Origin of the sequence: Chitinophaga qingshengii, from assembly GCF_014529935.1 — a bacterium.
Taxonomy (GTDB): Bacteria; Bacteroidota; Bacteroidia; order Chitinophagales; family Chitinophagaceae; genus Chitinophaga; species Chitinophaga qingshengii.
Map to the genome: position 1 here is coordinate 274,721 of NZ_JACVFC010000004.1, position 14,547 is coordinate 289,267.

The 14,547-nt window shown below is 46.8% G+C and carries 11 protein-coding genes; 9 read left to right on the top strand and 2 right to left on the bottom strand.

Annotated features, from left to right (window positions below; translation table 11 throughout):
* Positions 1-34: 34 nt before the first annotated feature.
* From ICL07_RS25555 to ICL07_RS25595, 9 genes are all read left to right on the top strand, one after another.
* Positions 35-1,465: a glycoside hydrolase family 125 protein gene (locus ICL07_RS25555; protein ID WP_188090900.1), complete on the top strand. Its 1,431-nt coding sequence runs from the start codon at positions 35-37 to the stop codon at positions 1,463-1,465.
* A gap of 86 nt (positions 1,466-1,551) precedes the next feature.
* Positions 1,552-3,333, top strand: a complete 1,782-nt coding sequence (locus ICL07_RS25560; protein ID WP_188090901.1) for a MutS-related protein — start codon at positions 1,552-1,554, stop codon at positions 3,331-3,333.
* A 134-nt stretch (positions 3,334-3,467) separates the two neighbouring features.
* On the top strand, positions 3,468-4,550 hold the full coding sequence (locus ICL07_RS25565) for a PA0069 family radical SAM protein (RefSeq protein WP_188090902.1): 1,083 nt from the start codon (positions 3,468-3,470) through the stop codon (positions 4,548-4,550).
* Positions 4,551-4,604: 54 nt separating this feature from the next.
* On the top strand, positions 4,605-5,615 hold the full coding sequence (locus ICL07_RS25570; protein WP_188090903.1) for a hypothetical protein: 1,011 nt from the start codon (positions 4,605-4,607) through the stop codon (positions 5,613-5,615).
* A gap of 546 nt (positions 5,616-6,161) precedes the next feature.
* Positions 6,162-6,728, top strand: a complete 567-nt coding sequence (locus ICL07_RS25575) for a DinB family protein (RefSeq protein ID WP_188090904.1) — start codon at positions 6,162-6,164, stop codon at positions 6,726-6,728.
* A gap of 833 nt (positions 6,729-7,561) precedes the next feature.
* Entirely contained in the window at positions 7,562-8,626 is a 1,065-nt protein-coding gene (locus tag ICL07_RS25580) for an AAA family ATPase (protein ID WP_188090905.1), read from the top strand.
* Positions 8,627-8,752: 126 nt separating this feature from the next.
* Positions 8,753-9,508 carry a hypothetical protein gene (locus ICL07_RS25585; RefSeq protein ID WP_188090906.1) on the top strand — a complete coding sequence of 252 codons (756 nt, stop codon included), beginning with the start codon at positions 8,753-8,755 and terminating at the stop codon, positions 9,506-9,508.
* A 15-nt stretch (positions 9,509-9,523) separates the two neighbouring features.
* Entirely contained in the window at positions 9,524-10,936 is a 1,413-nt protein-coding gene (locus tag ICL07_RS25590) for an RtcB family protein (RefSeq protein ID WP_188090907.1), read from the top strand.
* A 220-nt stretch (positions 10,937-11,156) separates the two neighbouring features.
* On the top strand, positions 11,157-12,374 hold the full coding sequence (locus ICL07_RS25595) for a sterol desaturase family protein (RefSeq protein ID WP_188090908.1): 1,218 nt from the start codon (positions 11,157-11,159) through the stop codon (positions 12,372-12,374).
* Here ICL07_RS25595 and ICL07_RS25600 read toward each other — a convergent pair.
* Together ICL07_RS25600 and ICL07_RS25605 are read right to left on the bottom strand one after the other, a co-directional pair.
* Positions 12,359-13,483: an acyltransferase family protein gene (locus ICL07_RS25600; protein WP_343071123.1), complete on the bottom strand. Its 1,125-nt coding sequence runs from the start codon at positions 13,481-13,483 to the stop codon at positions 12,359-12,361. The two genes, ICL07_RS25595 and ICL07_RS25600, sit on opposite strands and share 16 nt — an antisense overlap.
* A gap of 68 nt (positions 13,484-13,551) precedes the next feature.
* On the bottom strand, positions 13,552-14,052 hold the full coding sequence (locus ICL07_RS25605; RefSeq protein WP_188090909.1) for an RNA polymerase sigma factor: 501 nt from the start codon (positions 14,050-14,052) through the stop codon (positions 13,552-13,554).
* Between the last annotated feature and the right edge of the window lie 495 nt (positions 14,053-14,547).

Sequence of the window (14,547 nt, forward strand, 5' to 3'; positions counted from 1 at the left end):
TCTATTTTAGCCCTACTTAAACGTAATAAACAGTATGGTAGCAAGGAGAGATTTTATCAGGAACAGCGCACTGCTGGCAGGTGCTGTAGGGCTGGGAATGCCCAAAACCGTTTTGGGCTGGGATGGTTACAACTCCCAGCGTCCGGCGTTAGCCAAACGTAAGTTCACCAGCGAGGCGGTGGAAAAAACGATTACCAGCGTCAAAAAACAAATTGCAGACAATAAACTGGCCTGGATGTTTGAGAATTGTTTCCCGAACACCCTTGATACGACTGTTAATTACAAAACGTTGGATGGCCGGCCCGATACTTTCGTGATCACCGGCGATATCAACGCCATGTGGCTGCGCGACTCCTCCGCCCAGGTATGGCCTTATCTTCCGCTGATCAGGGAAGAAAAGAAACTGGAGCAGATGATTGCCGGCGTTATTAACCGTCAGACTAAATGTATCCTGATAGATCCGTACGCCAATGCTTTCAATGACGGTCCTACCGGCAGTGAATGGGAAAAGGACCTGACCGATATGAAACCGGAACTGCATGAACGTAAATGGGAGATAGACTCGCTTTGTTACCCGGTGCGGCTGGCGTATCACTACTGGAAACATGGTGGCGATACCAGCGTATTTGATGCCAAATACAAACAGGCTGCCCAACTGATCGTGAAAACGTTTAAGGAACAACAACGCAAGGAAGGCAAAGGGCCGTATAAATTCCAGCGGGTAACCGCCTGGCAGTCGGACACCGTGCCTAACTCCGGTTATGGCTCGCCGATGTTGCCGGTAGGACTGATCGTTTCTATTTTCCGTCCTTCTGACGATGCTACAGTATTTCCTTTCCTGATTCCGTCCAACATGTTTGCCGTGGTATCCCTGCGTCAGCTGGCGGAAATCAGCACCGATGTGTATAAAGACGCCGCCTTTGCGAAAGAATGTGCAGACCTGGCCGATGAAGTAGACCGCGCTATCAAAGCTTATGCAATTGTAGAGCACCCGAAACTGGGTAATATGTATGGTTTTGAAGTGGATGGCTTTGGAAATCGTTTATTCATTGACGATACCAATGTGCCCAGCCTGCTGTCTATTCCCTACCTGGGTTACACGACTGCGGACGATCCGTTGTACCAGGCTTCCCGTCACTTTGTATGGAGTGGTTTCCATCCCTGGTTTTATAAGGGTAAGTTTGGTGATGGAGTAGGTAGTCCGCATACCGGCGAAAACTATATCTGGCCGATGAGCATCATCATGAGAGCTTTAACCAGCCAGAGCAAGGAGGAAATTGCTGAGTGTATCAAAACACTGCGTAATACCGACGGTAATACCGGATTTATACATGAGTCGTATCATAAAGACGACCCTGCGAAGTTCACCCGTAAGTGGTTTGCCTGGGCTTGTACCCTGTTTGGTGAACTTATCCTGAAGGTAAGCCAGGAGTATCCGGACCTGTTGAAAAGACAGTACGCCTGATCATTATTTTGTTATTTTATTATTTTTTTATGTTGATATTTGAAATGCAGCGGAGACGCTGCATTTCACTTTTAAAAATGTATGTGATGGAGCACCCTCAGCTATACCAGCAGCGAATCAACGATTATCAACAGGCTATCGACCAGGAAAAGAAGCGTACCTCGCTGTTGTCCTGGGCGCGTTTGTTGAGTTTTCTGCTGATCATTGCCGGTGTGATATTATACTTCCGCCAGGACCGGGAAATAATATGGTTGCTGGCGGCAGCAGCAGGAGTGGTGGCCTTCGGTTTTTTTCTGAAGCGGCATAATCGTTCCCTGCAGCAGCTGGCGTTGTTAAAAACCTTGCTGGAGCTGAATAAAAAGGAGTGGCACCAGGCCATCACAGGGGAGTCTACCTTTGAGAACGGACAGGAGTTTGTGGATGACCGGCATGATTATTCCGGTGACCTGGATGTATTTGGCCCCGCTTCCATTTTCCAGAGCATTAACCGTACCGGCACCTTGTCCGGCAAACAGCAGCTGGCAGCCTCCCTGGCGGCTCCCATGCTGGACCCCGCAGCCATCCTGGCTACGCAGGAAGCGCTGAAAGTGCTGGCGCCGGAAATTGAGTTCCGCCAGCATCTTACCGCCAATGCCATGTTGGCGAAAGAAGCCGCCAGCGACCGGCGGGAGCTGGCCCTCTGGCTGGAGATGCCTTTTTCGTTTATCCATAACCGGTTTATGAATATCGCCCGGTGGTTGCTGCCGGCATTGACGGTTGCCGCTATCGCAACGGGTAGTTACCTGGGGCACTATTACCTTTTCATTGGTATGATCATGGTTAACTGGCTGGTGTTGCTGAGTATTCAGCCCCGGATCATGGAACAGTACAAACTGATTTCCCAGAAGGAACAGATACTGGAGAAGTTCGCACTCTTGCTGGGATTGATTCGCAAAGGCCGCTTTGAGCAGTCGGGGTTACTGAAACAGCAACAGGAAGTAGCCCGGGAGGCAGACGTAGCCTTGCAGCAGTTGTCCCGTATCAGTTCTGCTTTTGACCAGCGGCTGAACCTGTTGGTGGGCATCGTACTGAATTCCCTGTTGCTCTACGATCTGCATTGTATCCTCCGGCTGGAACGCTGGAAGGAAAAACATAAAACGGCAGTAGATAAATGGATAGAAGTAATTGCTCAGCTGGAGGTATGGAACAGCCTGGCCACCTTTGCGTATAATCATCCGGGTTATACCTATCCACAACCGGAGGCTGCGTCTATGATACTGGAAGCGGAAGCGCTGGGGCATCCGCTGATTCCTGAGAAGGAATCCGTTAAGAATGACGGTCATATTGGCCGGCAGGCCAGCTTCCTGATTATCACCGGCTCCAATATGTCGGGTAAGAGTACTTTCCTACGTAGCGTGGGGGCTAACCTGTTACTGGCCATGTGCGGTGCGCCGGTATGTGCCAGCCGCCTGGCGTTTACCCCTATGCGTATCATGACCTCCATGCGTATAAAAGATTCAATCGCCAGTCATACTTCCTATTTCCAGGCAGAGTTGTTAAGGCTGCAACATATTATTCAGCAGTTGAAAACAGGGGAGCGGGTATTTATCCTGCTGGACGAAATCCTGAAGGGGACCAATTCGGAGGACAAACTTTCCGGTTCCCGCAGCCTGATAGAACATTTCCTGGTGTATAACTGCCTGGGCATGATTGCCACGCATGACCTGGAATTGGGGCACCTGGAAGATAATTACCCGGACAAAATCAGGAACTATTGTTTTGAAAGCACTATCCAGGATGATCATCTTTTCTTTGATTACCGTATCCGGCCGGGAATTGCCCGTAATAAAAACGCTACTTTCCTGATGAAACAGATGGAGATTATTTAGTCATTTGTTTATTTAGATATTTTATTATTTGATGGGTATCATGAGGGAGCCCAGGCATTCAAATAAGAAAATATCTAAATAACAAAATAACAAAGTGCCAAATATTTTAGTATTTTTACTAAAATATTTAGTGTATGACATTGCCATTCCAGGAAGGAGGAGCTGAAAACCCCTATTACAAAGGACGTGGTGCACAGGTAAATCCGAAGAACAAATACCTGAAGGGAGAGTATGTGCAGGAGCATGTAGAGGGTATTGATGAGTGGTGGCAGGCGGATGTGCCAACCCAGATATTTGAAGAACACGCCAAAACCCTGGTAAATAAAGTGGATAGTCCGGATGTGGGCATGTGGTATTCCATGAATCCTTATCAGGGCTGTGAGCATGGCTGTATTTACTGTTATGCGCGTAATGCCCACCAGTTCTGGGGTTTGAGCGCCGGGCTGGATTTTGAACGCAAGATTATTGTCAAACACAATGCACCGGAACTGTTACGCAAGTTCCTGGACAACAAAAACTGGGTACCCAAACCCATTTCCCTTTCGGGGAATACGGACTGTTATCAGCCGGTAGAACGTAAAATGTGGCTCACCCGGCAGTTGCTGGAGGTGGCATTGGAATATAAACAGCCGATAGGCATCATCACCAAAAATTCACTGGTATTGCGGGACCGTTACCTGTTGCAGCAGCTGGCGCAGGAGAAGTTGGTTTGTGTATACGTGTCCATTACTACCTTACAGGAGGAGCTACGCCAGAAAATGGAGCCCCGCACCACTACGGCAGCGCAGCGGTTCAAAATTGTAAAGGAGCTGAGCGAACTCGGTATACCCGTTGGCGTGATGACGGCCCCTATGATCCCCGGGCTGAATGATCATGAGATGCCGAAACTACTGGAAACCGCGGCGGCGAACGGCGCCAAATATGCCGGCTACACGGTGGTGCGGCTGAATGATGCCGTGAAAATCATTTTCAATGACTGGTTGTATAAGAACTTCCCTGACCGGGCCGATAAGGTATGGCATCAGATCGAGAGCCTGCATGGCGGTAATGTGAACGACAGCGAATTTGGCCGGCGTATGCGGGGAGACGGTAACATCGCGGACCTGATCCGGCAGCAGTTCAGGGTGCATGTAAAGAAGAATGGCCTAAACCAGGAGCGGTTTGAGTTTAATACGGAGTCTTTCCGGAGGCCTACCAGTCAGCTGAGTTTATTTTAAGGGATTGAAGTATCTTAGGTAAAATTGTTTACCCGTTTTATAAACCCTTTATCTATGAAGATATTATCCTTGTTAGCCCTGATGCTGGGCTGTTCTGTAGCGGCTGTAGCGCAAACAACCGCTGTTCGATCACTGGCACTACTTCCTGATACCACGATTTGGGGAGTATTGGGTTCCCGGACAGAAACGAGAAATGACGCAGGTTTGCAAGGCCGGGATGGAGCGATGTCCGGGTTTTTCCAGACGCTTTATCCGGTAAACTATCCAGAGGGAGCCCAAAGTTGGTGGCATCTTTTGGACGTACGGCATGCCGAACCATCCAATAATTTTGCCATGCAGTTTGCTGGCAGTTTCTTCGATCAGAATCTGTATTTCAGGAAAACGATTAATAACCCTGCTACTCCCTGGTCTAAGGTGGTAATGGAGCAGAATGGGCAAATTACATTCAAGGGGACTTATAATTTTGAGCGTTTCAACATCGGGAAAGATGGTAATAATGGGGGTAGTGTATTAGAATTTGTCAACCATGCTACAGATAGCTTATCTTATGGCGTTAAGATGGGGGCTAATGTGGATCGATTTGGGTATGGTCTGTATTTTCAGGGCTCTTCGCTGTCCTATTATTATGACTCCCTGAAATATGCTTCTAAGCCTGCGCTTTTTGTCTCCGCTCTCGACAATACCATTGGCATTGGCACTCATCAAACAGCCGGCTACCAGCTGGCCGTAGCCGGATCGATGATTGCTGAACGTATCAAGGTGAAGGCTAAAGGAGCCTGGCCGGACTATGTATTTGAGAAAGACTATCCGCTGCCGTCCCTGAAAAGCACGGCTGCCTTTATCGCACAACATAAACATCTGCCCGAAATACCCTCCGCTAAAGAGGTGAACAGTGAAGGCTTGGACCTGGGCGACATGAATGCACGGTTGTTGAAAAAGGTGGAGGAGCTTACCTTACACCTGATCCGGCAGCAGGAGGAAATTGAAAAATTACAGCAGCAAAACCATGAAATCCTGCAACAGATACGGAAAATGAGCAATGGAAAATCGAAAGCTGTAAACTAATTGTTAACTCTATAAAAAAAGTAGGCTATATTATTGTGTAATAAAAAAAATAAAATCTACCTTTGTTGAAAATAACAAAATTTCTTAGTGCAACTTCTGTCAACATATAAGATTATAGCGATGGCCTGCAAGCAAAAGCAGGTCTATGACGGATTGCGGGCACGTTGCACCGATTGTTAACGAAAAAAGTTATCAAACGATATAAACAAAAGTCCCGCTCTCAAATGAGGCGGGACTTTTTGCTTTGGGAGCTGCACTGAAATGAAGACTGTGAAAGACATTCAGACGATAACTGAACATTTTATACAATACACCATTAGGTGTAAACGGAATGGCTTTGCCTTAAAAAAGCCATACGGACAAGGTATGCATTGATGTAAGCTAACCCATTACATGATTGCCCGGTCCGTAAATACGGCCGGGTTTTTTATTTCACGGAATTCCGGCACAGAAATGGCAAACAATTTATTTAAGACAGTTATGTGCTAAGCCCATTTGATCTCGCTACAGACAGGTACAGTGCATAACCCCAAAAACGTTAGTATTATGAGGAACGTTATTCAAGTTGTAAGAGAGGCTTTACTCACCAATTTCAGAGAATTGGACAATTGGTTTGACAAAGAACCGGCATTGCTGGACTTCAAACCTGACCGCGATCAATGGAGTATCCGGGAAGTACTGGAACATATTACCCTCACCAATTACTTCCTGTTACTGATCATTAACAAAAGCACCCGCAGGGCGCTGGACCGTAAAAGAAACGGCCATACCGTAGTGTTACAAGCCGATTACCCGGAGAAATTCAGCCAGATCGATGTGATCAGCAGCAAGTCTTTCGGATGGGTAAGACCTGAACACATGGAACCCACCGGCCTTAAAGATATGCAGGAAATAAAAGTGCTGCTGAAACAGCAGTACGCACAGTGCATGTACAATCTGTCTTTGCTCAAAAATGGAGAAGGACTGTTGGTGCTCACCAATATGTCTGTCAACCACCTAGGCAAACTGGATATCTATCAGTACATCTATTTCCTGACCAAACATATTGAACGTCATATCCGCCAGATGAAAAGACTGGAAAAGGAATATGAAGAAAGCGCCGTTCTGATCTGATTTTTTTTGGTCGACCAGCAACATCTATTATTGTTATCCTTATTGATTACAGCAACCGGAAGTATGCGCACTTCCGGTTTTTTTGTGCCGTCAGGACCCGACACTATTTTTATCTACATAAAAAATATTTTTCAAAAAAGTGTGTTAAAAATTTGCATTATCAATGTTTATCACGTTATCTTTGCAACGTAAAAATTGATAATAGTAAACGCTTGTAAAAATGGAACGCTTTAATTTAAATATCGGATCAGCACTACCTTGCGCAATGCAAGATAGAAGCGGGTTCCGGGCGTTTTATGGTTACAGGTAGTACCAATATATTTGTATCATATAACTGAAGCCCGGATCAATTGGTCCGGGCTTTTTTGTTATAGCATTGGCAATGATATTACCACTGAATACAACAAAAGACTGGCCGCTGAACGCTGAAATGCGCCACAGTAAATGGTTTCTGGATAGCATAAATACAATTTATGCTAAACGGACCCGGTATGCCTTAACGTAGTATATGCGTTAACGTTAGTGACCCGGTCCGTGTAAAACAGGCCGGGTTTTTTTGTGTTCATCACGAAAGGATTATTTGAGGAGGTACAATTTATAAACAGGTAGCGGAGTAATCCTGCTCCGCTGACTTTATCTCCCTTTATGATATTTTTTTCGTCTCTGTTTGAATTAACCCCCATCTTCAGGTTATCAAGAGGATAACTTGTAACTTCCCCCAAAAAGAGGTACACATCCGTACCGGAAATGATAAGCAAGATTTGCCCGGAGCCCGCCAGGGCTCCGGTAAATCACTATCAGGGAAGATTCATTTTAAAAGCGAAAACGAGTAAATGAAAACAATGGTCAATAACCAGATAGATATAACTGACGGAGAATACTTTGCACCCAAAGGGGTGTATACGTTTCATTTTAACAGTATACCCAATATCAATAATATCTACGATATAGACGGTGAGAAGGCAGAAGCGGCGTTTCTGAAAACATTTGAAGGAAAGGTACTGCATACTTACCGCTATACCGACTTTGATACCAAAAAGAAAAAATACAAACATGCCCAAACCATGCTGGTGCTGAACAATAACAGTATCGTTGCGTTCTGGCATACCTGGTGTGAAATATTGCACGATGGGTCCGATACGGCATTTGTTGCGGCAGTAACGGAAATGGTTACACGCTATAAGGAGAAACAACGCCGCGAACCGCATGAGATCAATCTCATTGTCAGCGGCCGCAAAGGATTGGAACTGAAAAGCATGGAGATCAAACGCACGAAGCTGGACATCGGATTGTTTTATGAAGATGATTTCCGCGACGTGGATAAAGTGATACAACAACGGCTGCGTAAGGACAAAGATAAAGGTATCGTACTCCTGCATGGTATACCAGGAACGGGTAAGACAACCTACCTGCGTTATCTTATCGGGAAAATCAAAAAACGGATCCTGTTTGTATCACCAGACCTGGCCAACAATATCATGAATCCGGAATTCATGGAACTGCTGATCGATAATCCTAATTGTGTAGTGATTATTGAAGATGCGGAAAATGTGATTATGGACCGGAAATTCAGCGGTAACTCGTCTGTGTCTAACCTGCTGAACCTGTCGGACGGCCTGCTGGCAGACTGCCTGAACATACAGCTGGTATGTTCCTTTAACAGCGATCTGTCGGCCATTGACAACGCCTTGCTGCGTAAAGGCCGGTTGATCGCCAAGTATGAGTTTAAAAAACTCTCTGCGGCGAAAGCACAACGATTGTCTACTCACTTAGGCTATGAAACCGTGATCAACAAATCCATGAGCATAGCAGAAATAGCCAATCAGCATGAACCTTCTTTTGAGAGCGTAAAAAACGTGATCGGTTTCAGAAGAACCCTGCTGGAAGAAACAGTATAAAAACATTATTCATCTTACTAAAAATATTATCGTCATGAAAAAGAATCACTTGTCTGTATACAACCCGATGGTACATCGTATTCACCGATCGGTGAATACTATTGAAAAACAAACAGACCATTTGTTATGGACAAGTTATTTTCTGACGAATTACAATATTATATCGATACTGCACGGCTCAAAACAGCGAGACAAAAACGCCGCGCAGTAATTGAAGGAAGAGATAAAGCATTATTAAGGCTGGATAAGCAGGAGGACGCGCTTTGGAAGCGAATGAGCCAGCCGGTGTATGTTCCGCTGCAGCCGCCGATACAGAAAGGATTTTATCGTTTTTTTGTGTTAAGGGACGATGTGGCCCGCGGCAGACAAGCATCATTTTTTCAGGGCATTCTTGATAAAATCAATACCCAGCAACATTTTCACCGGAGAGATTTTAAAAAGAAAAAAAGAGTGCGTGGGAAAAAAGTTTGGGTGGACAAGGAGCAGCGACTGAAACCTCTTTTTCAATGGGAATTTGACAAACACATGTTTACCAAAGAAGAAAAGGCCTATTTTGAGTTGCGGATGATCAGGTGCGAGCGGAAGGAAAGAGACATACCCACCTGGATATTCACCCAACCCTGGCGTTTTGTTTTGCGGGTGCGGCCTTATATGCTCACACACCGCCGGATAGTGGACCCGGTGCTTGAAACGCAATTGCAGGAGATGCGGAGTTATATTGACAGCTGTAACCTGCGGCCGCGGATGACCTGGTTAACACAAAGCCGTAGTAACAGCAGCGCCTGGAGAAGCTGGGACCGCCCTTTGAAAGCAAGAGAACGATATAAAAAGAAACCCTTGCTGCAGCTATTGCAGGAGGAATATTACAATAACATTGATTGAATTTGAACCCCCATTATGTCTGAATTGAAAATTACCGGCAAACAGTTGCGCGCCTTAGGTTACCCGCAGGGCCTGGTTGTTCGTGCAGCCATTGACGTAGTTACCCAACATTACGCAGATGCTACCGCAGAAGAGGTAGAAATGATATTAACTAAAGTATTGGCCGATCCTGCGGCATATACCGCAGATGCAGTATGGGTGGCAGTAGCCACCGCACTGTTACCTGAAGAAGGGCCGGAGAAAATAGCCCTGCGGGATACCCCGGTGGATTATGCCGTTTTTGGCGCCGGCTTTATAGAGGAGGGCGCTATCAAACAACTGAATAACGCCGTACGTTTACCCGTGGCCGTAGCAGGCGCCCTGATGCCGGATGCCCATCAGGGTTATGGATTGCCTATCGGCGGTGTATTAGCGGCTGAAAATGCAGTGATTCCCTATGGCGTAGGCGTGGATATCGGATGCCGTATGTGTTTGAGTATACTGGACCTGCCGGTGGACACTTTGGTGACGAAAGATGCGCAGTATCAAAAAGCACTGAAGTACCAGACTAAATTCGGCGCCGGTGCGGAGTGGAAAAGAAATGATACGGATGCCGTACTGGAAAGAGATGAGTTCAAAGAGATACAGATACTACGTAACCTGCAGCAGAAAGCTGCCGGTCAGCTGGGGACTTCCGGTTCCGGTAACCACTTTGTAGAGTGGGGTATTGTGAGCATCACCGATATAAACAACGAATGGAACCTGGTGCCCGGCGATTATGTAGCGTTGCTGTCGCATTCCGGCTCCCGTGGCCTGGGTGCACAGGTAGCCGGGCATTATACCCGGTTGGCTAAAGAGCTGTGTGTATTACCCAAAGAAGCTCAGCACCTGGCTTACCTGGACCTGAGCACCGAAGCGGGGCAGGAGTACTGGCTGGCCATGAACCTGGCAGGTGACTATGCTTCGGCCTGTCACCACCTGATTCATAAAAGGCTGATTGCTGAAATGGGCGCCACTTTGCTGGCCCGGGTGGAGAACCACCATAACTTCGCCTGGAAGGAGGTGCATCATGGTAAAGAGCTGATCGTACATCGTAAAGGCGCTACCCCGGCAGGGAAAGGCGTACTGGGTATCATCCCTGGCTCCATGACCGCCCCCGGCTTTATTGTGCGGGGTAAAGGGGAGTCCACCAGCCTGCATTCTGCGTCACATGGCGCCGGACGGCAGATGTCCCGTACCAAAGCCATCGCTTCCATCACCAATGATGAGATGCGGAAAATGCTGCAGGATAATGGCGTGACCCTGATCGGCGGTGGACTGGATGAGGCGCCTGGCGCTTATAAGGACATCCATACCGTGATGGCGGCGCAGTCCGATCTGGTGGAAGTGGTAGGGCAATTCCAGCCTAAAATGGTGCGGATGGCTGACGGTGGACCGGCAGAAGATTAGCGAAGACTAAATAGATATATGCAATGTCGCAAAGGCGGAATAACGGCGTACAGCTGTTTTCCGCCCTTTGTTTTTTATAGTCTACAAATTCAGTAGGATATTAGAAATATATTTTCTAATATTGTTATCAGTTACCACCAATAACAAGCTGCAACAAACCCTGTACATGGGCTGGCACCATGCAGGGAGACCTGTGTTTTCATTTTTAAAACTTTATCAAGTGCATTTGAATTTCCTGGCATTGGCGGTTCCCTTTTTCCTGACATTCATGGGTTTGGAGTATCTGGTGGCACATAAAAAAGGGAAACGTTTTTTTAAGTTCAACGATTCAGTAGCCAATATCAGTGTGGGTATTGCCGAGCGGTTGCTGGACACTTTCACGGTAGGGCTTTTTTATTTCGTGTACGACTATCTGCACCGGCATTATGCCTTGTTCGACATCAGGCCGGGGGTATTGTTATGGGTAGCGTTGCTGGTATGTACCGACTTTGTATGGTACTGGTATCATCGTTTGGCGCATGAAGTATCCTTATTTTGGTGTGCGCATGTGGTGCATCATCAGAGCGAGGAGTTTAATTACACCGTGTCTGCGAGGATCACTGTCTTCCAGGCCTTTATCCGCACCGGTTTCTGGACCGTATTGCCCGTTATTGGTTTCCCGCCGGGGATGATTACCAGTATGTTACTGGTACATGGGCTGTATCCTTTTTTTATTCATACCCGTACCATCGGGAAGCTGGGGATACTGGAGTATATTTTGGTAACGCCGTCGCACCACCGTGTGCACCATGCGAGTAATCCAAAGTACCTGGATAAAAACTACGGCGACGTGTTTATTATCTGGGATAAATTGTTTGGCACTTTTCAGAGAGAAGAGGAGGAGCCGGTATACGGTCTTACCCAACCGCTGGAGAGTAATAGTTTTTTATGGCAGCATTTTCATTTCTTCCTGGAGATGTTGTATTCCGTCAGAAAAACCAGTGGATGGCAGAACAAGTTGCGGGTAGTTTTTGGTAAGCCTGATTATGTAGACCCCGGCGCCCGGGAGGTGCTGGAGAAGACCTTTCTGTTAAGGAACCGGGAGATAAGGGAGACGCCTAAGCTGAACAATTATGTGGTGTGGCAGATGGCCGCCACACTCACATTATTATTTACTTTTTTATTGCTGGAGCATTATGTGCCGGTATTTGTAGTCGTATGTGTCACCCTGCTGATCCTGCTCACGCTCATTAACTGTGGCGCCATCCTGGAGCAGAAACGCTGGGTGTTTTACCTGGAGTACGCCCGTTACGGCGTTTTATGCCTGGCATTATACTACTACTGGCCGCATCCTTCCCTGTTAACGCTGGCGGCGCTGGTATTAACCACTGCGCTCTATTTCCAGTCGCGTTTGAAGGAACAATATTACCGGCTGGTATACGGTTATACCCGTACGTAGATTTTCTTTTTATCCATCCAGTAGCCTATCGCCGCGAAGGCACATACGTGGAACAGGGCGAACAGGAAGGAGCCCACCATATTTCCGCCGATAGGCTGGAATACGTTCTGATACAGCCAGGAATACATATTCTGGCCGGGAACAGGGCGTATCAGCAGGTATAGTTTTACCACCACGCCGGACAATACGTAGATAAACAGCGGGTTTTTGCCGAATACGGTGAAGAAGGTGGTCCATTTGGTTTGGCCACGGAATTCCACGATATACATGAGAATAGAGAGCAGCAGCAGCGCGATGCCTACCGTGTAGAGCACATAGGAGCTGGTCCATATTTTTTTGTTTATGGGGAATACCATATCCCAGCAGAGGGCTGTGAAAATGAGGAGGCAGCCCATGATCATGAGGCGGGCCAGCATCTCGTAGGTTTTCCCTTTTTCCTGGATGAATTTTCCTGCCAGGTAGCCGAAGATAACATTACAGGTAGCGGGGAAGGTGCTCAGGATGCCTTCCGGGTCGAAGGGGACACCTTCGCCTTTATACATATGATTTTCTCCCAGTATTAATTTATCGAGTGGCAGACCGGCATAACCCTGAAGGCTGTATGGATCACCGGGGGCGCCGAAGGCTACCAGTACGAACCAGTATCCGAGGAGGATAACGCAGGCCGCTACGAAGGCGCCTTTATCCTTCAGGTAGTGGACCATCAGTGCAGCGGCGCCATAGCACAGGGCTATACGGGGGAATACCCCCAGGATGCGGAGGGAGCTGAGTGGTTTCATGACCAGGTGGCCGTCGGACCATTTCACGAATGGGAACCAGTTGAGCAGCAGGCCGATACCGAATATCAGCAAGGTACGGGTCAGAATTTTCCGGATAACGGCCGCGTTGCCGGCGTCGGCATATTTTTTCATGGCGAAGCTCATGGCGTTGCCCACGGCAAACAGGAAGAAGGGAAATACCAGATCGGTGGGCGTGCAGCCGTGCCATTTGGCATGTTCCAGCGGCGCGTACACGTATTCCCAGCTACCGGGATTGTTGACCAGGATCATGGCGGCTACGGTTAGTCCGCGAAACACGTCCAGTGATAAAAAACGTTGTGAAGCAGTCACTATAGGTTTATTTGGTTGTTTGGTAATTCGCCAAGATAACTATTATAGTGATGGTGCACAATAGGAGATTAGTGGCGGAGGACCTGTGTCTTGAGTATTTTACGGGCGAAGTGTATCCTGCTTTTGATGGTCCCCAGCGGTTCTTGCAGCATATCTGCTATTTCAAAATATTTATATCCCTCATAATAAAGGAGGAAAGGTTGTTTAAAGATCTGGGGGAGGTGATAAACCGCCACATGGATATCTTTCATGCGAAGGTTGGTGTCTGCTTTGTTGCTGGTGGGGCTTTGCTGGTAGTTAAGGAAAAAGTCGCTGACGCTGGGTTCGGCTATCATGCGGTTTTTGGCTTTTTTACGGTAGTGGTTGATAAAGATATTGCGCATAATGGTAAAAAGCCAGGCGCGGATATTAGTGCCTTCCAGGTATTTTTCCTGGTTGGAGAGGGCTCGGAACAGGGTTTCCTGGTATAGGTCTTTGGCCTGTTCGGCGTCTTTGGTAAGGGTAAAAGCAAAGGGTTTCAGGAAATCGGCGTTTCCAACGAGCAAGGTGTTGAATTCAACAGATGACATAATGTTTCGGTTTTGGCTTAACTGAATGAAACGGAACCGCACAGTGTCAGGCTTTCACGGAGTGTATAAAATGTTGATTTAAAATGGTTTAAGGATACGAAAATGGTCTTTTGAGAATGATTTCGGGTATTTTATAAAAACAACAGGTCTATCAGCATGACTCTCTGATGGTATTAACGATAAAACCGTGAAAACGGATTGGAAATGTTTCAGTTATATTTATTCTGATAGATTAAGATAATTTTTATATTATAAATTACTTAAAGTTAAGAGAAGTGTTATTTGTGAATCGCTATTTTTGTTAATCTTACAGCAGAAAACAGGTGAATGTTTAAACGTATATCGGATATTATCTAACGATTTCAAAACAAAATGGTTAGGTAAACCGATTCCTGTCACATTTATATGTTATTTTTAATAGATTTGCAGCTTGTTTGGCGATACCCCCGGGGTGTTGCTCCTAATAAGTGTTTTCCAGAAAGTATTCGAGAAGTT